The sequence below is a fragment of the Flavobacterium poyangense genome (assembly GCF_011751075.1).
Lineage (GTDB): Bacteria > Bacteroidota > Bacteroidia > Flavobacteriales > Flavobacteriaceae > Flavobacterium > Flavobacterium poyangense.
Genome location: NZ_JAALLN010000022.1, coordinates 42,455 through 68,912 on the forward strand (window position 1 = coordinate 42,455; position 26,458 = coordinate 68,912).

A 26,458-nucleotide genomic window follows, 5' to 3' on the forward strand; every position below is an offset into this window, starting at 1 on the left:
TTTAAAAATTTTAATCTGATACTCGAATACTAAAAAGAAATCTATTTAATACACAACTGCGTAACTTTAGAATTAACAATTTAAGAGGTTTCAGGAAAATCATAATTTTCTACCTCGTCTTATGTGATTTATTTTAAGTAAAACGCTTTTTTACGCCCAGTTAACTATGTCTCTATGTGTTAAAAAATACAGCCAAAGTTTTTTTAATTTAAAAGAAACGGCTTTAGCTTTTCTTCCTCTATAAATTCAACCCGATACGGAGGAATTTCGGACTCTAAAGCCCAAAGTAAAACCCCTTTTTTATTCGTCAGAACCGTTATATGTCTTTTGGAGCAACAGCATAAAATCGTTTCTTTGTCAATCATATAAGCACTTCCCATTCGGTCATTATAAATTTCTTTGGGCAATTTTATCTGAAAATCCAGTTGTACAGAACGATCTTTCTCGTTTACTTTCAAAGCAAATACAGAAGATTGTTTTTTGTCAACACCATTATCAAAAAAAAGTAAACTGCCTTCCGGATTAATGTGGGCGGCATGTGCTTGCGAGAAATTGGAATCTTCGTTTTGAGATAGGGTACCATTTTTCCCTATTTTCCAGATTACTTTCCCCGTTTTGGCATCCACTTTCCAAATCTGACCGTTATTATAAAAAGAGATCAGAAAGTTTCCGTCTTTATCATAATTCAGACTGTTGGCGTGCATCCAGTCTTTTTTCGTTTTTAATAATGCCTTATCTTTCATCGGATCGAGGTCATCAAAAACACTCCATTTCCAAAGTTGCTTTCCTTTTTTGTTTAAGATAAGAATACCATCTCCATTGATTGTATCTTGTTTTTTACCACCGATGGCGGTTAAGTCGATTATTCGTTCATCCACAAATAAAGTAACAATTTCATTGGTCGATTTTTTGATGATTTCATGATGAATGACTTGTTTAAAATCGCCTTGTCCTTTTTTAATATGTGTTAAAGTATCTCCTTGTAAATTGATTTCCAAAATCTCACTGCCATAACTTGTTGGCTCATTGTTTTTTCCTAAAATGGCAATAATAGATTGGTCTTTAGTAAAATGTGTCACCTTAAAACCTGTTCCTTCTACTGTATGATACCATCTCAGATTGCCTTTGTAATCTACAATATAAGCGACACCCGGCGTTTCTCTTTTGCCCATTAGTAAAAAGCCTTTTTTGAAATTTTGAGGTAAAAGCTCCGGTTTTTGAAAATTCGCTTTAAATTGTTTTTGTAGCCATTCCGGTAATTTTCTGGATTTAAAATGATATACTTTACTTGTCTTTTTTTCTCCGTTTGCAATAGTAACCAACTGAAAACTATAGTTAGTTTCAGGCGAAATGTTGCAAAGCACCAAAGAATGTGAAAGCCCTGCTTTTGAAACAGGCGAAGTCACTTTGTTTTTTATTCCTTTTTTATCAGCCCAATATTCCGCATATACCTGAAGATCGTCACTCGTACTAACATCGATCTGAATTTTCAGTTCGTTGTTGCTATGAGTGCCAATAGTAATGTTTAGAATACGATTCTGATTTTTAGAACAACCTGTCAATACAAGCAGCACCAAAATAAAAGACCATTTTACAATTAATTTTTTGATCATAGGAAAGCTTCTTTTGTGGAACAGAAAGATACCTCTTTTGTAGGTAATCAGGAACAGACAACATTAAAAACGTTTAGCTGTTCCTGATTTTTCTGCTTTTATTATCTGTTGGCGTTACTCAGATTAGGGTTGAGGTCAACCTGGCTCTGCGGATACGTATAATATTTATTTTGAGGCATTTTGATTAGTGCAGCTTCTCCAACTCTAAGATGATAGGCATTTACAAGTACATCGTATTTGTTCATTCGGATTAAATCTGAACGACGTTTGCCTTCGTAGAAAAGTTCCCATCCTCTCTCTTGTAGTATAGCATCTCTCAGTGTGCTTTGTGTGTGATCTGCGAGAACCAGTAGTTTGGCGTGAGATCTTCCTTTAACCTGATTGATCAGATCAATAGCTTCAATAGTTGGACCACTGATTTCGTTTAAGGCTTCCGCTCTGCTTAACAATACATCTGCATAACGTAAAATGTTTACACTATGACCATCATAATAGGTGGTCGTTTCATCGTCTGCATATTTTTTGGTCGCTACATCGGGCATGTAAAATACGCCGGCAGGAGGTTCTGCGCCCAAAGAAGGTGCTTGTTTGTGCAGCAAACCATCAGTTCCCATAAATTCAGGAAAAAAGCATTGTTTTCGCTCATCTTCATTTCCAAAGGTGTTGTAGAAATCCCAGTTTACGGTGTAATATTGCCATCTGTTTTGAACAACCGGATGATCAATTGGCCCAAAGTGATTCAATAGTTCCGTTCCGTTGGTATTGGCATCACTCAGAGAAGAAAAAATGTTTTCGGCGCACCATTTGTTACTTTCTTTAAACAATCCTAAATAACTAGGATAAAGACTGTATTGTCCTAAATTCATGACTTGTTGCGTAAGGGTAACCACTTTTGGCCAATCGTGGGCACGCAAATACAATTTTGCTAATAAAGTAAGGGCGGCGCCTTTTGTAGCACGACCTACATCATTACCTCCGTAAGTAGGGTTGTCCTGATAATTTACAGGAAGAACAGCAGCAGCTTCGTTAAGTTCTTTGATCAGAAAAGCATCAATTGCCTCAACAGAGGTTGGAGGGGTTTGCTCCAGATAGTTTGGATTATCTAAATTAGCATCCGTAATTAAAATTACGGGGCCCCAGGAATCTGTTAAGTCCATATAGGCGGAGGCTCTCAGAAATCGGGCTTCTGCTATAAATTGGGTTTTATCTGCATTAGTGATTTCCTGCATACGATTGATATAGTAAATCGCATTATTGGCATTGGAGATCAACTTGTACATAGAATTCCAGTCTTCTGCAAGCAAACCGTTGGTTGAATTCCAGGTTCCTAACGACAATTGTCCGGGATCTCCACCATACTGGCAATGTCCCAGATCGGTTGCAATATCGGTTAGCGCAAAATGGCGGGTAGCCCAGTATGAAAAATTATCCGATACTGAAGGACCTTTTAGTCTTCCGTAGATCGCGTTAACAGCCGCTATCGCATCCGATTTTGTTTTATAACCGTTTATATTGGTCAAATTACTGTACACCGTGGGATCAAGATCCTCATTGCACGAAAACTGTATTCCTGCGGTGAGTAAAAGTAAAAGGATAGTATATTTTTTCATTTTAATAAATTTAATGTTATTAAAAAAGTACTTTAGACTAGTGAATGGTAACTTTAATACCTAAAATAAACGTTCTGGAAGCCGGAAAGGAATTAAAGTCAATTCCACCGCCTAAGTTTTGTTTTGTGGTATTATCAGCAACAAAATGTCCGTTTACTTCAGGGTCATTTCCGGAGTATTTTGTGAAGGTCACTAAGTTCTGGCCAATAGCGTACAATCTGATATTGTCTATAAATTTAATTTGTTTCAGCACGCTTTGCGGAATACTATACCCCAGAGTAACATTTTTCAAACGAAGGTAAGAGGCTTCTTCAACAAATTTTGAATTGACATAACTACCATATTTACTTTTATAATACCCGTCTCTCGGGATATCGGTATTTTCGTTTGTACCCGCAACCCAACGATTTAAGGCGTCAGTACTGGTTGTAGATTCTCCAACCATAGCAGTCATATTGTACACAGAATAATCAAAAGCACCCTGAAAGAAAATATTCAGATCAAAATTTCCATATTTAAAATCATTGTTTAAACCGGCAGTATAATGAGGAGTAGAGTTACCTAAATAAGTTCTGTCCTTGGCTGTAATAGTTCCGTCACCGTCTAAATCCTCATACTTTGGATCTCCCGGTACAGAAAGAGGTTGAGCTGCATAAGTTTCTCCTGTTTTTATGACTCCGGCATATTTGTATCCGTAGAGTACACCCATTTCTTTGCCGGGTTCTAATCGGGTAAATTCTTGCCCGGAAACCGTACCGCTTGGGTTAGAGGTGTTATTGCTGATGATCTTAACATTGTTGGCAAGTGATACGACTTCCTGTTTGTTGTACGCAATATTTAGAGACGTTGTCCAGGTAAAAGTATCTGTTTTGAAATTTTGACTGGTAAAACCTAGCTCAATCCCTTTATTATCGACAGTACCTGAGTTAATGGTTTGTGAACCAAAACCCCACCATCTTCCAACAGGAACATCCAATAGAGCGTCTGTAGTTCGTTTTTTGTACACATCCAGGGTAGCACTTAATTTGTCGTCAAAGAATCCCATGTCCAGACCAAAATTGATTTGGGTTTGTTGCTCCCATTGTAAATCAACATTTGGCAAGTTGGTAGGCTCATTAGCACCGACAAAATTACCCGGTGATATTGTTACTCCCCAAGGTGATAAGAAAGAAAGGAATTTGTAATCACCTACACCATCACTTCCCGTAACACCGTAGCTTGCTCTAAATTTTAACTCGGAAAATATATTTTGATTTTTCATGAAAGGCTCGTTTGTAATTTTCCAAGCAATCGCTCCGGATGGAAATTTTCCATACTGATTGTTAGGGCCAAATCGGGAAGAGCCGTCAAGTCTAAAAGTAAATGCAACCAGATATTTATCTGCGAAAGAATAATTCAGCCTTCCGAAATAAGAAGTTAGCTTCGTTTCAAATTTTTGGGTTTCAGGTTTTAGATAAACAGAGGCACTCTCAAGTCTGTGATAGGTTAGTTCATCACTGGCAAAACCCGTACCGGCTGCTTTTATACGTTCGTAAGTATCTTTTTGATTGGAAGTCCCGACCATTGCGGTTATGCTATGTTCTTTTATAGAAAAATTATAAGTCAGATACGTATCGGTAATCCATCTGAAGTAGGTTTTGTTTTCTTGAGATCCCGAACCTTTCAGTGCTGCTCCGGCAACCAAAGTACGAGGCGTATATTTTCCCTGAATGTTTTCCTGCCATTCTGCACCTGCTCCAAAATGAAACGTCAGCCCCTTGATAATTTCATAGTCCATAAACATGTTTCCGTTGACCAATCGGTTAATCTGATGATCTGTAGGTTCTAACAACAGCGCTAAGGCATTGTCTTTTCCTTGGAACTTATAATAGGAACCATCGGGATTGTAAATTGGAACAGATGGGGGAGCGGTCTGAATAGAAAACAATGGCGCTAAAATATTATCTCCGAAATCACTGTTGTTTCCTTCGCTGGCTGAGCCGTAAACATTTGTTCCTATATTTAGTTTATCGCTAAATCTTTTTTCACCGCCCATTCTCACCGTATATCTTTTAAAGTCTGTGTTTTCCAGTGCTCCGGTTTGTTTCAAATAGTTTCCGGAAAGAAAAAATTTAGAGGTTTTGTCGCTTCCGCTAAAAGTAATCGTTCTGTTAATCACTTCTCCCGGACGTGTTGCAGCTTCGAACCAATTGGTATTGGCAATCGGAAAACTTGCCGGGAAAACAGGCGGTCTGCCGTTTTCTTTTGCAATGGCATTCTGAATGGAAGCATATTGCTGCCCGTTTAGCAAAGAAGGTTCTTTGATAATACTTTGAAAACCATCAGAAATCTCCGCTTCAATTTGCATTTTACCGGATTTTCCTTTTTTGGTCGTGATCATGATGACACCATTTCCTCCTCTCGAGCCATAAATAGCGGTAGCAGAAGCATCTTTTAAGACCTGAATCGTCTCAATATCATTTGGACTTATAGAAGCACCCGTGGCGGTGATAAATCCGTCTACAACATACAAAGGATTATTGGATGAGTTAATAGAATTTCCCCCTCTGATGATGATAGAGGGTGAAGTTCCCGGCGCATAACTGTTTTGCTGAACTTGTACTCCCGAGGCACGACCTTGCAAAGCCTGACCTACATTGGTAACAGTTCCGCCTAAATTTAAATTGTCTTTATTAATGGAGCTTATTGAACCGGTAAGGTCTTTTTTCTTTTGTTTTCCGTACCCGATAACCACAACTTCATCTAATTTCTGACCGGTTTCTTTCATTGTAATCTTTAGAAAGCTGCTCCCGATTGTTACTTCCTGATCTTCCATTCCAATGTAAGACACTATAAGTTTGGTAACATTGTCTGCAACTGTAATCGTAAAAGTACCGTCAACATCTGTTTGTACGCCGGTAGTGGAACCTTTTGCTAAAACATTAGCACCCGGCAAAGGAAGTCCGTTTTGATCCGTTACCTTGCCTTTAATCGTTTTTTCAAAAAACAACCCAGTATTATTTTTGTACGTCGTATGCAATAAAGAAGCTGCCGAGGCCTGAAACGTAAAAACTAATAACGAGAGAACTGTTAATTTGACCTTTTTACCGGATAGAACATTAATCCGAAAATCTCTAGGCTTTTTTTGGGTTAATAATTTCATACTTTAATTGAGTTTGGTTAATTAATAATCTGCTTTTTTTATTTGTAGGTTTTGGATTTCTTTTTTGACTGGGAATACTATGTTATTCATGAATTGAATTCGTTTTTCAATAAATCACCATTTCATTTTGTCAACCTTACTTTCGGTTTATTTGCTGTATTTCTGCCTGCTTTAAACCTTCTAAAAATGCTTTAAAATTTCACCTATTAACTTAATTTTAAGAATAGTACCTAACGAAATTATCGATTATATTTTTATAAAACAAGAAAATCACAATAAAATGTGCTCGAACACATTAAATTAATGTTCTCGAGCACATAAAAATATATAAAATGTAGTTTTTAACTTAAAACAATATGTTTTTCGTGAAATATTCTGACACGGAAATGATGTTTTTGATTGAGTATTTTTTAATGTTATACGGTTATTTAGTTGGTTATCATTAGTTCTTGTGTAAAAAGTGTGAATATTTGATAAATAAAAATAACATCTTGTGTGGATAAAAAGGACTTGTATATCTGCAAAAATAATGGCTTAAAAAAGGGCATTTCCTGTTAAATTTATGATGTGATAAATAATCTTGAAAATGAGATTAAAATGGAGTGTGTTTTTAAGTTATTTTTAATTTTTGAAGAAAATAAAATTAACAAAAAATTAAGAATTCGTTTTTGAAGCGGTTGAGGTTGTTTTTGGATAAATATATCCGGAATATTTTAAAGACAGATTTGGGTCTCGCAAAGTCGCGAAGACGCAAAGTTTTTTTATAGCAGGTTGTATTTATGCTAGTCCACAAATCTGATGGTTCAAGTTCTTGGAAGTTTTCTCACGCAGATTTGCTTCGCCAGTTCGCTATCGCTCGGGTAGCAGATTTATTCAGATTTTATCTGAGCACAAAACAAATATCGGCTTAATCTGCAAAATCTGCGTGCAAAAGACTTTGCTTTGTATTGATACTTTGCGAACTTTGCGTTCAGTACAAACAAAACTCTTTGCGCACCTTGCGGTTAAATCTGGATAAAGGCCTTATGAAACATAAAACCCCGCATTCTCCACATTAATAATATCAATTGGCAGCAATACCGTCTCCGGAATCTCTTTGCTGTATAAGAAATGCTCCACCAAAGTGCTTACGCCTAAATAAGCCTGTCTTTTTTGATTTTGATGAATTAAAAAATGAACCAGTCCCTGATTTAAGAAGCTCACATTTTTTTCGACTAAATCATATCCGATAAGGGCTATTTTTTTATCTTTTTGTGCCGCAAGTATAGAGGCAATTTCGTAGGCTTTTGATGTGGTAATAAAAACTCCTTTTAGATTAGGATGTTCTTTGGTGAAATTTAAAAACTTACTTTCTACATTCGCATGTTTTAATTTTAAAGTAGTCAAAGAAAAGTTGTTCAGTTTTTTTTCATCAAAATAATTTCTGAAGCCTTTTTCTTTCTCCTGCATGTGCACGGCATTTTTCAGACTTTCGTCAATATGTACAATTGCAATGTGACCATCTTCTAAGATCAAATTCATTAAACTGGCTGCCACGCGACCGCTTTTGTATAAATCCTGTCCGACGAAACTTTTAATGGTATCTGATTCGACCTGATTATTAAACGTATTCACCATGATGTTTAATTCATCATATTGTTTTACGGCTTCTAAAGTTTCTTTGTGAAATAAGGGTGCAATCAGAACCGCTTCAGGCGAAAGGTTAAGGACGGTTTCATTTGCGGCTATAAATGATTTTTTGCTTTCCGGACTAAAATAATGAATGGAAATATTTACATTGTAAGCTTTGTATTCTTTTACAGCATCCTGAATCCCGTTTACGCAAGGAAGCCAATAAGGATCTATTTTAGGATCGGGCAATAATACACAGATGCGATAAATCTTATTGTTTTTTAAATTCCTCGCAATCAGGTTAGGTTCGTAATCTATTACTTTCAAGACTTCGTTAATCTTTTCAAGAGCTGCAGGAGAGACCTTTCCTCTATTGTGTAAGACACGGTCGACTGTCCCTTTAGAAACTCCGGCCATGTTTGCAATATCCTTAATAGTGTATTTCTTATCCATAGTAGCAAATATATAAATTTGATTTAATTATTTGATTATATAGTTTTGAGTAAAAATAAAAATGTGCTCGAGAACATTTTTTAGTGTGTTCGAGCACATTTTTCTATTTTTTCTTGTTTAATCAAAAAATAATCTATAGTTTCGTAAAATCAAAACCCAAAATCAGAGCGAAATTTATAATCAAATAACATTGTATTTTTATGAAATTCAGTGTTTTAATATCATGTACATAAGTGAAAAGAATCATAGCATCAGCACCGGGGAGAACGTGTCTTTTTGGAGACCATCAGGATTATTTAGGGCTACCGGTTATAGCCTGCGCCATCAATAGAAAAATAAGCTTAACTGCAGAGCAAAATGACAGAAATGCATTTGTTCTTAATATGGTTGATATCGACGAAGTTAGAATAATTGCCATAGATGCAGCTTTTGCAACTTTAGAACCTCGTGATTATTTTGCTTCCTCACTGAGGGTGTTGCGCAGATACGGTTGCATACCAACGGTTGGTTACGATATCACCATTACAGGAGATATTCCAATCAATTCGGGAACATCAAGTTCATCGGCATTGTTGATGGCCTGGATTCGTTTTTTAATTGCCGCTTTCGGAGTTAATGATGAGGTTACACCTGAGTTTATTTCGAAAATAGGATACGAGTCAGAAGTGTTGGAACACAGAGAGCCGGGCGGAATGATGGATCACTTTAGCATTGGAGTCGGGAATATTGTTTATATCAACACCAAAGATCCTTTTTCTTACAGAGTTATAGGACAAGAATTAAAAGGCTTGATCACCGGAGTTTCCGGGGTTCCAAAAGAAACAATTGGTCTGCTTGGAGATTTAAAAGGAAATGCTTTAATGTCTATTGATATCGTAAAACAAAACTTTCCAAATTTTGATTTGCATAAGTCAGAAATCGAAGACGTAGATCGATATAGAAATTGTTTACCGGATCGGTTAATTCCGTTTTTTGAAGCTGCTATTAAAAATTACCATTATACCAAAGAAGCCTTAAAAGAGTTCGAAAAACCGGTTTTAGATCTTAAAAAAATTGGTTCTTTAATGAATGATCACCATGCTGTTTTACGTGATTTACTTAAAATTACAGTCCCAAGAATTGACGATATGGTAAACGCTGCCCTTAAAGCAGGGGCTTACGGAGCTAAAATTGTCGGTTCAGGCGGTGGCGGAAGTATTGTTGTTATTGCTGATCCTAAAGTAGAGGATGCGGTTATAGAAGCGATCTTGAAAGCCGGAGCAGAAGAAGCTTATGCGGTAAATGTAGATTCAGGCGTAAGGATTTTAGAAAATATTGAAATTTAAAAAAAGAATATGCATAACAATTTAGTTATTCTTGCCGGAGGAGCTTCTTCCCGCATGAAAAAAGAAGCGATTTCTGCTAATTTATCTCCGGAAGAAACAGCGCAGGCAAATGAAAGAAGTAAAGGTTTGATCGGAGTAGGGGCCAGTGGAAGACCACTCTTAGATTACCTTTTGTTGAATGCAAAAAAAGCAGGTTACCAAAATATTTACATTATTATTGGAGAGCAGGGAGGTTTGTTTAAAGAGTTTTACGGTAGTGAAATGAAAAACAATAATTTTCACGGACTCAATATCTCATTTGCAGTGCAATATATTCCGGAAGGAAGACAGAAACCGTTTGGTACAGCTGATGCTTTGTTTCAGGCTGTAGAGCAATATCCGGAATTAAATACACAGCAGTATTCGGTTTGTAACAGTGATAATTTGTATTCCGCTGCCGCATTACTGGCACTTCGTGAAACAGAAAGTCCTAATGCTTTTATTAGTTACGATCGTGATGCCTTGGTGTTTCCGTTAGAGCGAATTTCGCGTTTTGCAATCGCTAAACTGGATCAGAACAATCAATTGCTGGATATTTTGGAGAAACCATCAGCCGATGTTTTAGAAGATTACAAAGATGTGCAAGGAAAAATCAGAGTGAGTATGAATGCTTTTAAGTTTAATGGAGCTACCTTATATACGCATCTTAAAAATTGTCCGGTTCATCCGGAGAGAGATGAGAAAGAATTGCCTACTGTACTTTTAAACTCCGTAAAAGAAAACCCCGGCACAACGGTTGGTATCGCATTTTCGGAGCATGTACCTGATTTAACGGCAAAAGAAGATATTGCAGACGTAAAGGAATACCTTCAAAAATATTACCCTGACCTAAATTGGGAAGCAAAAAATTAACACAATTTTCATATCTAAATTAGGAATAAGACCAACTTATTGTATTACTTTTGCCTTGCAAAAAAAACGCAAAAAACCTGCGTTAAAAACGCAAAAAGTAATTTAGTGTTGATTCTACTTTAGATTTGAAACCAAAATCTTTTTAACAATCAACCAAAAATAGTATGTCAAACATTGAAAATGCAGTTCGTTTAGAGAGAGGGAATCCGGTTATTCCGATGGTGATTTTAACCTTGTTGTTTTTTATTCTGGGTTTTGTTACCTGGCTTAACGGACCTTTAATTCCATTTTTCGAATTGGCCTGTGAGTTGTCTTCTTCACAAGCTTATTTTGTGACTTTTGCTTTTTATATTGCCTATTTTGTTATGGCAGTTCCATCCTCCTGGATTATCGAGAAAGTAGGATATAAAAATGGTATATCTTTAGGATTAATGATTATTGCTGCCGGTGCGTTTATGTTCTATCCTGCTGCATCAAGCCGTACTTTTTTGTTATTTTTGATTGCATTGTTTGTAATGGGAACCGGTTTAGCTGTTTTGCAGACTGCTGCAAATCCGTATGTGGTTGTTATTGGTCCGCGTGAGAGTGCTGCGGCTAGAATTAGTGTGCTTGGAATTGCAAACAAACTGGCCGGATTTGTGGCCCCACTTGTATTAACGGCTTTAGTTTTGTCCAACATGCAGGACTTTACTGCCGACAAGATTGCCTTGCTGGACGAAGCATCTAAAACAACAGCCTTAAACGCTCTTGCTTTACAATTACAAAGACCTTATCTTTATATGGGGTTGATCATTACGATTTTAGCCTTATTGGTTAAGTTTTCTCCGCTTCCGGAAATTGATTTGGATGAAGAAGGAAATGTAACAAATTTGAGTGTTTTTAAGCAAATAAAAAACGCATTCAGATACCCGCAATTGGTTTTAGGAGTTGTAACTTTGATGCTTTACATATCCGCAGAAGTTTTGGCCGGTGATTCGATTGGAGGTTTTGGAAAACAATTAGGAGTTTATGGCGAGGAAGGAAACTTTTATTTGAAATTAACATCATTCACCATGTCATTTATGGTAGTGGGGTATGTATTGGGAATTACATTAATTCCAAAATATCTTTCGCAGGTTACGGCTTTAAAAGCTTCGGGTCTTTTAGGTTTAATTTTGGTTTTAGCAATTGTGCTGATCTCGCCAAAGTTGATGATTCAGTTGCCTGGAATTCCAAATTTACCGGTTGTAATCCTTTTGGTGTCGATGCTGGGTCTGGCCAATGCACTTTGCTGGCCTGCAATCTGGCCAATGGCATTACAGGATTTAGGAGGATATACTAAAATTGCGAGTGCAATTTTGATCATGGGGATTATTGGCGGTGCCATTTTCCCATTGTTTTATGGAATGATTGTGGAGTATGTAAATACATCAAATATTGAAAACGGAACGGAATTAACTTCAAAAAGCGGTAATCAGATTGCTTATTTAATGTTATTGCCATCGTATATAATGATTCTTTTTTATGCTGTAAAAGGGTATAAATACAGAAGATGGAAGGTTTAGAGTCAGGAATAAAAAAATAGATATATCATGTTAAAAAGTAAAATAGACAAAGCAACAGGCTTCGAAAAACGATTTGAAAACATCAATACGGTAGTTTTTGAAAATTCTAATGAAGCTTCTAAAGAGGTTGCTCAGGAAATTGCAGCTTTAATTCAATCAAAACAAAAAGAAAATAAACCTTGTATTCTAGGTTTGGCAACAGGTTCTTCTCCAAAAGGATTGTATGCAGAGTTGGTACGTCTTCACAAAGAAGAAGGTTTGAGTTTCAAAAACGTAATCAGTTTTAATTTGGATGAATATTATCCGATGGAACCAAATTCTATCAACAGTTATGTTCGTTTTATGAAAGAATTGCTGTTTGACCATGTCGATATTTTACCTGAAAACTACCACGTTCCGGATGGTCTTTTGACCAAAGAGCAAATCGCGGATTACTGCCATGATTACGAAGCTAAAATTGAAGCTTTAGGCGGAATCGATTTGCAGATTCTTGGAATTGGAGGAAACGGACATATTGGTTTTAATGAATCCGGTTCGCTTCAAAACTCTAAAACACGTTTGGTGGCTTTAGATCATATTACCAGAGTTGCAGCAAGTAAAGATTTTTTTGGATTGAGCAACACACCAAGAACGGCAATCACGCTTGGAGTTAAAAAAATCATGGAAGCGAAACAGGTTATTTTATTGGCTTGGGGAGAAGGAAAATCAAATATTGTAAAGAAATCAGTAGAGGATGAAGTTACGAATCGCGTTCCGGCTTCCTTTTTACAGGAGCATAATAACGCAGTTTTTGTTTTAGACAAAGAAGCTTCTTCTAAATTAACCCGAATCAACAAACCGTGGTTGGTTGAAAAAGTAATCTGGAGTGATAAATTAATTCGTAAAGCGGTTTTAGGATTAGCATTAGATCTTAAAAAACCAATTTTAATGCTTACCGATGCCGATTATATCGAAAATGGTATGAGTGATTTATTGGCAGATTCAGGTCCGGCTTACGATATTAACATTAAGATATTTAATAAATTACAAAATACCATTACAGGATGGCCGGGAGGAAAACCCAATGCAGATGATGTTAACCGTCCTGAAAGAGCAGAACCGACTAAAAAACGTGTATTGATTTTTAGCCCGCATCCGGATGATGATATTATCAGTATGGGAGGAACATTTATGCGTTTGCAAGAGCAAGGACATGAGGTTCATGTAGCGTACCAAACTTCCGGAAACATTGCAGTGGCAGATGATGAAGCGTTGCGTTTTGCAAGATTCGTAATCGATTACAATGAGAAATTTGGAATCAAAAGCCCGGAAGCTGATGCGATTTACGAAAAAGCAATTGCATTTTTAAGCAATAAAAAGAACAGTGAAATTGACATCCCTGAAGTTCGTTACATCAAAGGACTAATCAGAAAAGGAGAGGCGAGAGCAACAAGTCACTTCGTTGGTTTGACAGACGACCAGATTCATTTTATGGAACTTCCGTTTTATGAAACCGGTACAATCGAGAAAAAACCAATCGGAAAAGAAGACATTCAGCTGACAATGGATTTAATTGAAAAAATTAAACCACATCAGATATATGCTGCAGGAGACTTAGCAGATCCACACGGAACCCATAAAGTATGTTTAGATGCTATTTTTGAAGCCGTGAAAGCCTTAAAACCAAAATCATTTATGGATGACTGTTGGTTATGGTTGTACCGTGGTGCTTGGCAAGAATGGGGAATCGACGAAGTGGAGATGGCAGTGCCAATGAGTCCGGATCAGGTTTTGGCAAAACGTCATGGAATCTTCAAACACCAATCTCAAAAAGATGGTGTTGTATTTCAGGGAACTGATGCCAGAGAATTTTGGCAGAGAGCCGAAGACAGAAACCACGAAACAGCAGCTTTGTATCAGCAATTAGGTTTAGCGACTTATGCGGCTATGGAAGCTTTCGTGAGATGGCATTACTAGTTTGATAGAAAGTTAGCCACGAATTGCACGAATTTCCACGAATTGATTTTTGAAAAGTTGGTGCGGAAATTTTGCCACAGATTAAAGGATTAGAGTGATTTCTATAAAAAAGAAATTAGTGCCAATTCGTGTAATTTGCGGCTAAAAAAAAATCTGTGCAAATCTTTTAATCTGTGGCAGAAAAAGCATGAAAAACTTTTAATCTGTGGCTAAAAAATAAAAAAATAAGAATAGCTTTGCGCTACAATAGAAGCAAGAGAGAGAATAGGTCTATGTTCTTTTCTCTTGCTTTTTTTTCTTAAAAAATGGAATCAGATAAAAAACTCCTCATAAAACTTGCTCATACCAAAATGCCTTTCGGGAAATACGAAGGACGTTACTTAATAGATTTACCTGAATATTATGTCGTTTGGTATCACAATAAAGGATTTCCAAAAGGCGAATTAGGGCAGCAATTACAACTGATCTACGAATTAAAACTAAACGGATTGGAAGAATTAATCCGAAATATTAAAAAGCAGTATCCTAAGCCTTTAAAGTAGTAGAAATGTTTGTTTAGTTTTCTTATTGCTATAAAATTAGAAAGGAATAAATAGAATACTCAAAAAGAACTTGGTTTGCTGGCTAAAATTAAAGATTAAAGAAAGAAGTAAACGATCTGTTTATAAATTTGCAAATTATCTCACTGGCTATTTGATAAAATGTCCAATTAAATTTGTACTTTTGCCAAGTTTTTTACACAACTACAATACAAACAACAACAGAATGAATCAGACAAAATATATTTTTGTTACAGGTGGTGTGACTTCATCTTTAGGAAAAGGAATTATCGCGGCATCTTTGGCAAAATTGTTACAAGGGAGAGGGTATCGTACAACAATTCAGAAATTTGATCCGTATATAAATGTGGATCCTGGTACGTTAAATCCATATGAGCATGGGGAATGTTATGTGACTGATGATGGTGCTGAAACGGATTTGGATTTAGGTCATTACGAGCGTTTTCTTAATGTTCCTACTTCTCAGGCGAATAATGTTACTACAGGAAGAGTATATCTTTCGGTTATCGAAAAAGAAAGAAGAGGAGAATTTTTAGGGAAAACAGTTCAGGTTGTTCCTCATATTACCAACGAAATCAAAGACAGAATGCAATTACTGGGTAAATCCGGTGATTATGATATTGTGATTACTGAAATTGGTGGAACCGTTGGTGATATCGAATCGTTACCTTATATAGAGTCTGTTCGTCAGTTGGTTTGGGAATTAGGTGAAAATAACGGAATCGTGATTCATTTAACATTAGTTCCATTTTTAGCTGCTGCAGGGGAGTTAAAAACAAAACCGACTCAACACTCGGTAAAAACGTTAATGGAAAGCGGTATCAAAGCAGATATCCTGGTTTGTAGAACAGAGCACGAATTGTCTCAGGAATTACGTCAGAAACTGGCTTTGTTTTGTAATGTGAAGAAAGAAGCGGTTATTCAGTCAATTGATGCTTCAACGATATACGAAGTTCCTAATTTGATGCTTGAAGAAGGATTAGATGTAGTGGCTTTGAAAAAATTAGATTTACCTAAAAAAGCATTGCCGGATCTTAAAACCTGGAATACTTTTTTACGCAGATTAAAAAATCCAAAACATACGGTTAATATCGGTTTGGTTGGAAAATATGTAGAAATGCAGGATTGTTACAAATCTATTTTAGAGGCGTTCATTCATGCCGGTGCTGCTAATGAAACCAAAGTTAATGTAATTTCTATTCACTCAGAGCACATTAATGCGGACAATATCGTAGAGAAATTGAGTGGTCTTGACGGAGTTTTAGTTGCTCCGGGCTTTGGAGAAAGAGGTATTGAAGGAAAAATTGAAGCAGTTCGTTACGTACGTGAAAATAATATTCCGTTTTTCGGAATTTGTTTAGGAATGCAAATGTCTGTGATCGAATATTCAAGAAATATTTTAGGATATAAAGAAGCAAATTCGACAGAGATGAACGATAAAACGGCACATCCTGTTGTAGATTTAATGGAAGAGCAAAAAACAATTACAGATAAAGGTGGAACAATGCGTTTGGGAGCCTGGAAATGTGATATTAAACCGGATACTTTAGCGTATAAAATTTACGGTCAAAAAACGATTTCAGAGCGTCACCGTCACCGTTATGAGTACAATAATAAGTATGCTGACGAATTGCAAAAAGCTGGTTTAGTTGCTTCAGGAGTTAATCCGGATACTGGTTTAGTAGAGATTGTGGAACTTGAAAATCATCCGTTTTTTATTGGAGTACAATACCACCCGGAATATAAAAGTACAGTAGCCAACCCACATCCGATTTTCGTAAACTTTGTGGCTGCAGCAGTAAATTCGCGTAAAAAATAATAATGAATAAGCTAAAAGAATGTAACTTTTGAGTGCTACTCATGACTAACACTCTTTAACGAATAACTTTTTTAAATTATAATGGAAGAAAAAAAACTTGACCTTAATTCAATCATTGGTTTTGTATTGATATTTGGAATTTTGATTTGGATTATGTACCAAAATCAACCTTCTGATAAGGAAATTGCTGCTGAAAAAGCCAAGAAAGAATTAGTGGCTAAACAAGAAGCTCAGGCTAAGGCTGATAAAACTAAAACAACGGCTCTGCCGGTTGCAACAGCAACACCGGGTGACACAGTTCAGTTAGCACAATTGCAAAAAACTTTAGGTGGTTTTGCTTACTCGGCAACACTTCCTTCTGCAAAAGAATCTTTTACTACAATTGAAAACGAAAAGTTAAAACTAAAGATCGCTAATAAAGGTGGTTATATAGTAGAAGCAACTCTTAAAGGATTTGAAAGATTTAAAAAAGATTCAAAACAATTAGTTGAATTGATCAAAGACAATAATTCTAATTTAAACATTCAGTTACAAACAGCAGATAACAGAACTTTAAATTCTAAAGATTTGTTTTTTGAGCCAACATTGGCTAAAGTTGGAGCAGATCAGGTTTTAACAATGCGTTTGAAAGCCGGTGCTAACGAATTTTTAGAGTATAAATATATCTTAAAACCAAATGATTATTTAGTTGGTTTTGATGTTCGTTCACAAGGATTAAACAAAGTTTTAAATTCGGCTAAACCATTAGATTTACAATGGGATTTAAAAACATACAGAAACGAAAAAAGTGTTTCTTATGAGAACCGTTATGCTGAAATTTATTATGAGCATGAAGACGGTAAAATAAACTACGCCGGTTTAGGAAAACACGAAGAAGAAACAGTTGAAAAGGTTAGTTTTATTGCTTACAAACAACATTTCTTTACCTCTATTTTAGTGACTGATAAACCTTTTTCAGTATCTAAATTAGAATCAATTAATTTGGTGAACGATGAGAAAATTGATACCGTTTTCACTAAACAGTTTAAAGCAAATGTTCCTTTAGCTTTTTCAAATGGTGAAATCGATTATAAAATGCAATGGTATTTTGGACCTGCAGATTATAAAATTTTGAAATCGTATGATAAAAACTTCCAGAAAATTATTCCATTAGGTTGGGGTATTTTTGGTTGGATTAACAGATTGATTTTTATTCCATTATTCGGATTCTTGAGTTCAACTATTGGATTGTCATTAGGAATCGCGATTATTATTTTTACAATTATTATCAAATTGGCCATGTCGCCAATTACCTATAAGTCATTCCTGTCTCAGGCGAAAATGAAAGTATTACGTCCGGAGATTACAGAATTGGGAGAAAAATTTAAAAAAGACCCAATGAAGAAACAACAGGAAACAATGAAATTATACAATAAAGCAGGAGTAAATCCAATGGCAGGTTGTATCCCGGCATTGATTCAGTTGCCGTTTATGTATGCTTCATTCCAGTTTTTCCCATCGGCTTTTGAGTTAAGACAAAAAGGTTTCCTTTGGGCTGATGATTTATCTTCATTTGATTCAATTGCAAAATTGCCGTTTAATATTCCGTTGTATGGAGACCATATCAGTTTGTTTCCGATTTTGGCTGCAATTGCGATTTTCTTTTACATGAAAATGACTTCAGGAGATCAACAAATGGCAGCTCCTCAACAAGAAGGTATGCCGGATATGGCTAAAATGATGAAAATCATGATTTACGTTTCTCCGTTAATGATGTTAATTTTCTTCAACAGTTATGGTGCAGGATTGAGTTTGTATAACTTTATCTCTAACTTAATTACAATTGGAATTATGTTTGTAATCAAGAATTATATTGTTGATAGCGATAAAATTCATGCTCAGATTCAGGAGAACAAATTGAAAGAGCCTAAAAAACAAAGCAAATTTCAGCAACGTCTTCAGGAAATGATGGAGCAACAGGAAGCTGCGAAAGCTCAGAATAAAAAGAAATAAGTGTTTTAAAAAAATCTCGATTTATCGGGATTTTTTTATACCTATGCTATACTTTATAAAATGTAATTTCGTTAAAGTTTAAAAAAAATAAATGATGATTTTAAGAAAAATAGTGTGTGCCCTGGCATTAGTAAATGTTTTTGCAATAAATGCTCAAACCGAGTTTAACAAGCTGGATGCCAACGGTAAAAAAGACGGTCTGTGGAAAGGGATTTATGAAGTTTCTAAACGTCCGAGATACGAAGGAACATTTAGCCACGGAAAAGAAACAGGAATTTTTAAGTTTTTTGACGATACTAAAAAAGGAGATGTTGTCGCAACTCGTGATTTTAGTGCCAATGACGGAACTGCTTACACTATTTTTTACGATCAAAAGAAAAATAAAGTAAGTGAAGGAAAAGTAATTGGAAAAAATTACGAAGGAGAATGGAAGTATTACCATAAAGCTTCGAACGTAGTAATGACTACTGAAAATTATAAAAATGGAAAGCTGGAAGGTCCCAGAGCTATTTTTTATCCAAATGCCAAAGTAGCCGAAAAAATGACGTATCTGAATGGTCAAAAGGAAGGGGTTTATGAAAAATATGGTCAAAATGGAATTATTTTAGAGAAAAGTACCTATAAGAACAACGAATATAACGGAGATGCAGTTTTCTATGATTCTGATGGAGTAGTGGCTTCTGAAGGTAAATTTTTTAAAGGAAAAAAAGCCGGAATGTGGAAGTTTTACCTAAAAGGAAAATTGACAAAAGAAGTGAATATGAGTGACCCGAAAAGTAATTATCAGTCCGACGCAAAGCGTAAAATGGAGTAATATTTATCGTAGTTCTTTAAAGATATTCGCCTGGCTTATAAAAATTGAGGACTGAAATAAATAAGATGCTGAAAGAATAAATTGATTAAATTTGATCTATTAATACTACGCTAAATGGATTTGAACGAGCTTTCAGGAAGATTTTTATTGTTGTTTTTTTCAATTTTGATTCTTTATTTTTTTTCCAACAGAAAAGATAATGAGACCATAAATCCATTGATGGTTATTGTTGGACTTTGTACTTTTTCACTTTGTTACTTGTTTACCAAAATTGAAATAGGAGTCGGGATTGGTTTTGGGTTATTTGCTATTTTTTCTATACTGAGATTTAGAACACAGTCTTTTACTGTAAATGCGATTATCTTTCTTTTTGCGACGATAACACTTTCTATCTTAGACATTATGTACCCCTATGAAAAAATAGAAATTTTGCTGTTTTTTCAACTGATTATTATTGGTTTCTATATCATTGCTTCGGTTATTGTAAATAAAAAAGCATCTAAATACCTGAATTCTGTTACACTAAAAATTGTTATGGAAGATGGTTTTGTTTTAGATAATCAGAATATTAGGGAATCGGTCAAGGGTAAAATTAATGTTGAGAATTTTGACTTTAAAATCATTAACATTAATACGGTTATAAACGAGATTGATCTTTTGGTTTTTTACTAACTAATTTATGTTGTTAGTTGTTTGATGTAAGATGTGAAATGTGAGATGTTGGTTTGGAAGTGATCTTGCATCTCACATTTTACATCTCACATTTCACATCTCACAATTTACAACCAACAACCTGAGTTAGCTACTCATTAAACGGTCGAACCTGCTTGATGTATAAATCCCTGTTTTCTCCAACAATTTTGAATTCAATATCTACGGGGTGGAACGCATTTTTTCTCCAATAACGATACATTTTGGTTTCAATTTTATTGCTGACAAGAAAAAGGTTGCTGATTTCTTTTCGGGTCAGTAAGGGGTCGTTGTTGTTTAAATTAGAGTTAGAGGTATAATCCACATCAAAATCGTCTGTACCGGTTCCGGTATTGAAATGATAGATTACAAACTGTTCGCAAACTTCTCCTTTTTCGGGTTTTACAACCGAGTTTTCTCCTTTTTGTACATTTACTGTAATTCCTGCAAAATTTTCTCTGAAAATATTTTTTGTGATGATGACGCCATTCGCCAGTTCATCGGGAAAAGAACGATGTACCAGAACACCCATAGCAATACTTTGCTGATCTATTCCAAAAAGTTCTCTCTCCATGTAGGCAGCTTCATTCCAGGTGCTTGCCCACACTTGTTTGATGGCTTTTTCAAAAGTTTTAATACTATCGCCCTTAATTCCGGTTTTTGAATCGTATAGTCCGGCACCATTAAAGTCATCCATGTCTTCTGCATTTGTTGAAGATCGGAATCTGAAATTTTTAAAAGACGCATTTTTAAAGGTTTGATCGAGTTTGACGATTAATTCAGGATTAATAGGCTCCTTCTTGATCGCATCTCGTATTTTTTTCAGTTGTTTATTGATCCATTGTATTGAATCCTTGTTCGGATAGCTTAAAAGCTCCTGTATTAAAGGTGAAATTGATTTTTTTGAGATGTGACTGGTATAGAAATAGAGCGGTATGGCGTGTGCATTCTCCGGTGTTTTAAACGAAAGTTCTTTTGAAATAGCAATCAAATAAGACATGTTTTGCGCTTTTGAGCCAATAGAATTTACTCCTTTTTTGTGGATTTTTTCCAAGTCAACCAAATCAGTGACACTATTGTCAACGATTAATTTTTTCTTTTTCTTGAGTGTCTTTGAAGTTATTTTTTTAGTAGATTCTTTGATGTAAAAGGTATCAATCGCAATCTTTAGCTCTACTTTTTTGGTCATTAATTTGGTGATATTGGGATCCTTAAAAACAGTGGTATAAGCCATAATCGGAATCTTTCTGTTTTTGCCTAGCAAGACCAAATGGCTCAACGGAGTTTGTAATTCGTTTACAATAATGCCCCTAACATTGGGTAAAACATCCGGAGTTCCGTCCAGAATAATAATTTCGTCGGGATTAGGAGTTGTAGTTGCTAATTCTTTGATTTTATATTGTTTTAAAATTCCAACATTACTTCCCGAAACCACTTCCTGATACCTAAGCTCGTTAAAAATAAAGTTGGATTTGACGCACGGAATTTTAAATTTATTTTCCTGAAACCATTCCAGTTTTTGTGGGTTGTTCAGGTAAAATTTTAAATCCTTACCAATAAAAGTAGACTGAACAACCAGATGGTAAAATCGTTCTATTACGGCAATAGGCATATAATCTGAAGCTGCCAGTTCAAAAATCCATTTGTTGGTACCTTTGATGTGGTTTAGATTTCCCAGTAAATACTCTCTTCCTTTTTCGGTATTACTGTAATTATCAGTATTAAAAACCTCCAAGCCTTTGGTATACCCTAAATAGTCCGTAACAAAATCATAATGTAGTCGGATGCGACTACTGTTGAAATAATACATTTTTTGTCGCTCCAGATCATAAATAACCTTTACCGATTCGATATTCGAAAATTTATCAGATAACGGTTTTCCTTTAAAAGCTTTATAAGCTTGGTAATTTTCTAATGTTGACGTATAGCTTTGCGCATGTAAAGTCGTAAAAAAAAGAAAGAAAATAAGGCTGCAAAAATGTCTGGACATGGTGTTTTAATTGGTTGATTAAAAGTAATTAAAAAAAGCAATAAGTTTTATCTACCGTAGGATTATATAAAGTAATCAAAAGAACTGCAATTATCTGGAATTTGGCTTACCTTTGCACCCTTGTAAAAATATAAACGAGTTAAAATGAAACGTGTAGTTGTTGGACTTTCTGGAGGTGTAGATTCTAGTGTTGCTGCTTATTTGCTGCAACAGCAAGGGTACGAAGTTATTGGCCTATTTATGAAAAATTGGCATGATGATTCGGTAACTATTTCTAATGAATGTCCTTGGTTAGAAGATAGCAATGATGCTTTGTTGGTAGCTGAAAAACTTGGAATACCGTTTCAAACCGTTGATTTAAGCGAAGAATACAAAGAAAAAATCGTTGATTATATGTTCAACGAGTACGAAAAAGGAAGAACACCAAATCCTGATGTACTTTGCAACCGTGAAATCAAATTTGATGTTTTCATGAAAATTGCACTAAGTCTTGGGGCCGATTATGTGGCAACGGGGCATTATTGCCAAAAAAGCGAAATTGAAGTAGACGGAAAGCCGGTATACCAATTAATAGCCGGTGCGGATACAAACAAGGATCAATCCTACTTTTTATGTCAGTTATCGCAAGAGCAATTAGCAAAATCATTGTTTCCAATTGGTGCTTTAACCAAACCGGAGGTGCGTGAAATTGCTGCCGAAATGGATTTGATAACTGCTGAGAAAAAAGATTCTCAAGGATTATGTTTTATTGGAAAAGTACGTTTACCTGAGTTTTTGCAACAAAAACTGCAACCAAAAGATGGTAAAATTGTCCAGATTGATAAAAATGATCCAATTTATACGATCGAAAAACCAACAGGTTTGTCTTTAGAAGAAGAATTGAAATTAGAAGCTCAAAAACTAAATTATTTGCCAACTATGGGAAAAGTAGTGGGTAAACATCAGGGTGCTCATTATTTTACAGTCGGACAAAGAAAAGGGCTTAATGTGGGCGGAACAACAGATCCGTTATTTATTATCGCTACTAACGTTGAAACCAATACGATCTATACCGGTTTAACAAGCCAACACCCCGGTTTGTTTAAGAAAGCTTTGTTTATAGAAAAGTCTGAAGTGCACTGGATTCGTACAGATATGACTTTAAAAGTAGGAGAAACTATGGAGGTGATGGCTAGAATTCGCTATCGCCAACCTTTGCAAAAAGCAACATTGTATCAATTTGAAGAGGGAATGTACGTTCGTTTTGATGAAGCTCAATCAGCTATCACTGAAGGTCAATTTACGGCTTGGTATTTTGAGAATGAATTAGTTGGTTCGGGAGTAATTTCTTAGCTTTATACTTTTTTAAGAAGGTTTCACCTTTAAAAAAGTATACTATGAAACAAAACTACCTGTTCTTTTTATTGTTACTTTCTTCTGCTCTTTTTGCGCAAGAAGATGCGTGGGTATATTTTAATGCAAAACCCAATGCACAGTTCTATCTGGATAACCCTCTGGAAATGCTTTCACAAAGAGCATTAGATCGACGAACCAATCAGAATATTGCCTTAAGTACTAATGATGCTCCTGTAGAAACAACCTTTGTTACTCAGGTAAAACAAAGCACAGGAATTACAGTAATGGCACAATCTAAATGGTTAAACGCCCTTCATATCAGGGGAACTCAAACCGATATTAGGGCTTTAAAAAACTTTACTTTCGTTGATAAAGTGGTTTTTGCTAATAAGGTTTTAAATACAACTTCAAAAATAGATGTTGTAAATAAAATAGATAAAACAAAGGATAAGTTAAAAACTACCATTAATTACGCTTACGGTGATTCGGCAAATCAAATCCAGATGTTGAATGGGCAGGTTTTACACCAGCAGAATTATACCGGATCGGGGAAAATAATAGCGGTTCTGGATGCCGGTTTTCCGGGAGTAAATACCGCTCAGCCCTTTCAGAATCTAATTAATAATAACCGAATTCTCGGCGGGTACGATTTTGTAACCAGAAATGATAATTTTTATACCGGAGACAGTCACGGAACAGAAGTGCTTTCTACTATGGGCGGCTACAAAGAAAACTCACTTGTAGGAACAGCTCCTGATGCCTCTTATTATTTATTTATAACCGAAAACGATGCCTCAGAAAATCCGATTGAAGAATCACTTTGGGTCGAAGCAGCAGAAAAAGCGGATCAATTAGGTGCTGATATCATTACTACATCATTAGGTTATTTTGGTTTTGATAATGCTAATTATAGTCATACCTATAGTGATATGAACGGAACCACGAATTTTATTTCCCGTGGTGCCGAAATTGCTTTTAGTAAAGGAATTGTTGTAGTTGCTTCAGCCGGAAATGAAGGAGATACTTCAGAGCAGCATATTGGAGGACCAGCAGATGCCGTTTCTGTTATTGCAGTTGGTGCCGTTACAGCTTCAAAGGTTAAATCAAGTTTTAGTTCTATAGGACCAAGTTTTGATAATCGGATTAAGCCCGAAGTTATGGCACAAGGAACGGCAGCTGTTGTTTCAGATCCTTCCGGTGCTATTGGCACAATTAACGGGACTTCATTTTCCTGTCCGATTATGGCAGGAATGATTGCGTGTTTATGGCAGGCTTTCCCTTCCAAAACGAATCAGGAAATCAGACAAATGGTTCTGGAAGCTTCAGATCGATATACAACCCCAAATAATAACTATGGTTACGGAATTCCTAATTTTGCATCGACTTTGGGAGTTGATGATTTTCAGATCTCTTCTTTTTCTGTGTATCCAAATCCGGTTCAGACTACCGTTACATTTGCTCTTAGCGATCAAAATGCAGCTTCAGTAACGATTTATTCTGTTTTAGGGCAAAAAGTTATGGAGAAACAAATTACAAATCAAAATTCAACACTTTCTTTACAAACCTTAAAAAGCGGACTCTATTTTTATACTTTTGATGCCGAAGGTTTACATAAAACAGGAAAAATTATCAAACAATAACAGCATTTTTGAATGAATAAAATCACACAACTTTTTAAAATAAAATATCCAATAATTCAAGGAGGAATGATTTGGAACAGCGGTTACAAATTGGCAAGTGCTGTTAGTAATGCAGGAGGTTTAGGACTTATTGGTGCCGGTTCTATGTATCCGGAAGTATTACGCGAACATATTCAGAAATGCAAAAAGGCAACCGATAGACCTTTTGGAGTTAATATACCAATGTTGTATCCAAACATTGAGGAAATTATGAATATTGTGGTCGAAGAAGGCGTAAAGATCATTTTTACTTCGGCAGGGAATCCTAAAACCTGGACTTCATTTTTGAAAGAAAAAGGGATTACAGTAGTTCATGTGGTGAGTAGTAGTATTTTTGCTTTAAAAGCGCAAGAAGCTGGCGTAGACGCTATTGTGGCGGAAGGCTTTGAGGCCGGTGGACACAACGGACGTGATGAAACTACAACCCTGACGTTGATTCCTATGGTGAAAGAAAAAATTCAGATCCCGATTATTGCTGCCGGAGGTATTGCAACCGGAAGAGGAATGCTGGCTGCCATGATTTTGGGCGCCGATGGTGTGCAGGTTGGAAGTCGCTTTGCTGCTTCTGTAGAGTCGTCTTCTCATGCTAATTTCAAACAAACTATTTTGGATGTGAAAGAAGGAGACACCCATTTAACATTGAAAGAACTGGCACCGGTACGATTGATAAAAAATAAATTTTACCAAGACGTTCAGACCTTATATGAAACATGTCCATCAAAAGAAGAATTAGTACAACTTTTAGGGAGAGCAAGAGCAAAAAAAGGAATGTTTGAAGGAGATCTGGAAGAAGGGGAACTAGAAATAGGTCAAATTGCGGGAATTATTCATGAAATTTTACCTGTAGAAAAAATTATTCAACAAATGATGGCCGATTTTGAAATTGCAAGCAAGGAAAAAGCTAAATTTGAGTTCTAATAGCCCTAAATTACATCATGAATACTTTACGCACCTACATCATAATCCTTTTTCTGGGACTTGGCTTGCAGCAGTCCTATAGTCAGTCTTATCGCTTTAAAACATCAGGTTTTAGTGTGTTGGAAAAAAATGAAAGAGGTAAATGGGGGGAATGGTCCAACCTTGATCTGGTCAATCTTTCTGTGATTCTCGATACCGATAAACACCGAATTGTAGTTTATTCTCAGGAAATTCAGTTGTATAATATTATTAATTATATCGAACGTGAAGAAAACGACACAGATATTGTGTATTCTTTCTTATGTAAGGATAACAATGGAAACGATTGTAAACTTTCCATAATTACCCGAAAAAAACAAGACTATCGAAAGCAACTTTATATTAATTACGATAATCAGATTATTGTTTATAATATTTTTACGGTTTAAAATTTTAAATATGAGTAGTCCTGAAAAAGGTTGACTGGATTAATATTTTAAAATAATTAAACTGGAATAGAATTCGTTCTGTTCCAGT

Annotated in this window: 18 protein-coding genes; 13 read left to right on the forward strand and 5 right to left on the reverse strand. The window is 35.7% G+C overall.

What is annotated here, in order from left to right:
* Positions 1-203: 203 nt before the first annotated feature.
* The 4 genes from G3A47_RS20575 to G3A47_RS20590 form a co-directional block, all read right to left on the reverse strand.
* Positions 204-1,613 (reverse strand): aryl-sulfate sulfotransferase, encoded by a 1,410-nt coding sequence (locus G3A47_RS20575; RefSeq protein ID WP_166925835.1) that lies wholly within the window; start codon positions 1,611-1,613, stop codon positions 204-206.
* A 101-nt stretch (positions 1,614-1,714) separates the two neighbouring features.
* The gene (locus G3A47_RS20580) at positions 1,715-3,223 is read right to left on the reverse strand and encodes a RagB/SusD family nutrient uptake outer membrane protein (protein WP_166925837.1); all 1,509 of its coding nucleotides are present in this window, start codon (positions 3,221-3,223) and stop codon (positions 1,715-1,717) included.
* Positions 3,224-3,260: 37 nt separating this feature from the next.
* Positions 3,261-6,365: a SusC/RagA family TonB-linked outer membrane protein gene (locus tag G3A47_RS20585; protein ID WP_166925839.1), complete on the reverse strand. Its 3,105-nt coding sequence runs from the start codon at positions 6,363-6,365 to the stop codon at positions 3,261-3,263.
* 1,023 nt (positions 6,366-7,388) lie between these two features.
* The gene (locus G3A47_RS20590; RefSeq protein WP_166925841.1) at positions 7,389-8,429 is read right to left on the reverse strand and encodes a LacI family DNA-binding transcriptional regulator; all 1,041 of its coding nucleotides are present in this window, start codon (positions 8,427-8,429) and stop codon (positions 7,389-7,391) included.
* A 233-nt stretch (positions 8,430-8,662) separates the two neighbouring features.
* On the opposite strand from G3A47_RS20590, the gene G3A47_RS20595 reads away from it, so the two are divergent.
* From G3A47_RS20595 to G3A47_RS20635, 9 genes are all read left to right on the forward strand, one after another.
* Positions 8,663-9,754 carry a mevalonate kinase family protein gene (locus tag G3A47_RS20595; RefSeq protein ID WP_166925843.1) on the forward strand — a complete coding sequence of 364 codons (1,092 nt, stop codon included), beginning with the start codon at positions 8,663-8,665 and terminating at the stop codon, positions 9,752-9,754.
* Between the two features lie 9 nt (positions 9,755-9,763).
* On the forward strand, positions 9,764-10,645 hold the full coding sequence (locus G3A47_RS20600; RefSeq protein WP_166925844.1) for a sugar phosphate nucleotidyltransferase: 882 nt from the start codon (positions 9,764-9,766) through the stop codon (positions 10,643-10,645).
* A gap of 164 nt (positions 10,646-10,809) precedes the next feature.
* A complete protein-coding gene (locus tag G3A47_RS20605; RefSeq protein WP_166925846.1) occupies positions 10,810-12,189 on the forward strand; it encodes a sugar MFS transporter in 1,380 nt (459 codons plus the stop codon).
* 27 nt (positions 12,190-12,216) lie between these two features.
* Positions 12,217-14,145: a glucosamine-6-phosphate deaminase gene (gene nagB, locus G3A47_RS20610; protein ID WP_166925848.1), complete on the forward strand. Its 1,929-nt coding sequence runs from the start codon at positions 12,217-12,219 to the stop codon at positions 14,143-14,145.
* Between the two features lie 305 nt (positions 14,146-14,450).
* Positions 14,451-14,687 (forward strand): DUF3820 family protein, encoded by a 237-nt coding sequence (locus G3A47_RS20615; RefSeq protein WP_166925850.1) that lies wholly within the window; start codon positions 14,451-14,453, stop codon positions 14,685-14,687.
* A 223-nt stretch (positions 14,688-14,910) separates the two neighbouring features.
* The gene (locus G3A47_RS20620) at positions 14,911-16,524 is read left to right on the forward strand and encodes a CTP synthase (RefSeq protein WP_166925852.1); all 1,614 of its coding nucleotides are present in this window, start codon (positions 14,911-14,913) and stop codon (positions 16,522-16,524) included.
* Positions 16,525-16,605: 81 nt separating this feature from the next.
* Positions 16,606-18,516 carry a membrane protein insertase YidC gene (gene yidC, locus G3A47_RS20625; protein ID WP_166925854.1) on the forward strand — a complete coding sequence of 637 codons (1,911 nt, stop codon included), beginning with the start codon at positions 16,606-16,608 and terminating at the stop codon, positions 18,514-18,516.
* 91 nt (positions 18,517-18,607) lie between these two features.
* Positions 18,608-19,330, forward strand: a complete 723-nt coding sequence (locus tag G3A47_RS20630) for a toxin-antitoxin system YwqK family antitoxin (protein ID WP_306783661.1) — start codon at positions 18,608-18,610, stop codon at positions 19,328-19,330.
* Positions 19,331-19,444: 114 nt separating this feature from the next.
* Positions 19,445-20,002 carry a DUF4956 domain-containing protein gene (locus G3A47_RS20635; protein WP_166925856.1) on the forward strand — a complete coding sequence of 186 codons (558 nt, stop codon included), beginning with the start codon at positions 19,445-19,447 and terminating at the stop codon, positions 20,000-20,002.
* A 130-nt stretch (positions 20,003-20,132) separates the two neighbouring features.
* Here the strand turns inward: G3A47_RS20635 and G3A47_RS20640 are convergent, their stop codons facing one another.
* On the reverse strand, positions 20,133-22,010 hold the full coding sequence (locus G3A47_RS20640) for a PEP/pyruvate-binding domain-containing protein (protein WP_166925858.1): 1,878 nt from the start codon (positions 22,008-22,010) through the stop codon (positions 20,133-20,135).
* 144 nt (positions 22,011-22,154) lie between these two features.
* On the opposite strand from G3A47_RS20640, the gene mnmA reads away from it, so the two are divergent.
* From mnmA to G3A47_RS20660, 4 genes are read left to right on the forward strand one after another with little or no spacing between them, the layout of a single operon-like run.
* Positions 22,155-23,342, forward strand: a complete 1,188-nt coding sequence (mnmA, locus tag G3A47_RS20645; protein ID WP_166925859.1) for a tRNA 2-thiouridine(34) synthase MnmA — start codon at positions 22,155-22,157, stop codon at positions 23,340-23,342.
* 44 nt (positions 23,343-23,386) lie between these two features.
* A complete protein-coding gene (locus G3A47_RS20650; RefSeq protein ID WP_166925862.1) occupies positions 23,387-24,985 on the forward strand; it encodes a S8 family serine peptidase in 1,599 nt (532 codons plus the stop codon).
* A gap of 12 nt (positions 24,986-24,997) precedes the next feature.
* On the forward strand, positions 24,998-25,942 hold the full coding sequence (locus G3A47_RS20655; RefSeq protein WP_166925864.1) for an NAD(P)H-dependent flavin oxidoreductase: 945 nt from the start codon (positions 24,998-25,000) through the stop codon (positions 25,940-25,942).
* A gap of 17 nt (positions 25,943-25,959) precedes the next feature.
* Complete coding sequence (locus tag G3A47_RS20660) at positions 25,960-26,370, forward strand: hypothetical protein (RefSeq protein WP_166925866.1); 411 nt, start codon at positions 25,960-25,962, stop codon at positions 26,368-26,370.
* Positions 26,371-26,458: the final 88 nt, after the last annotated feature.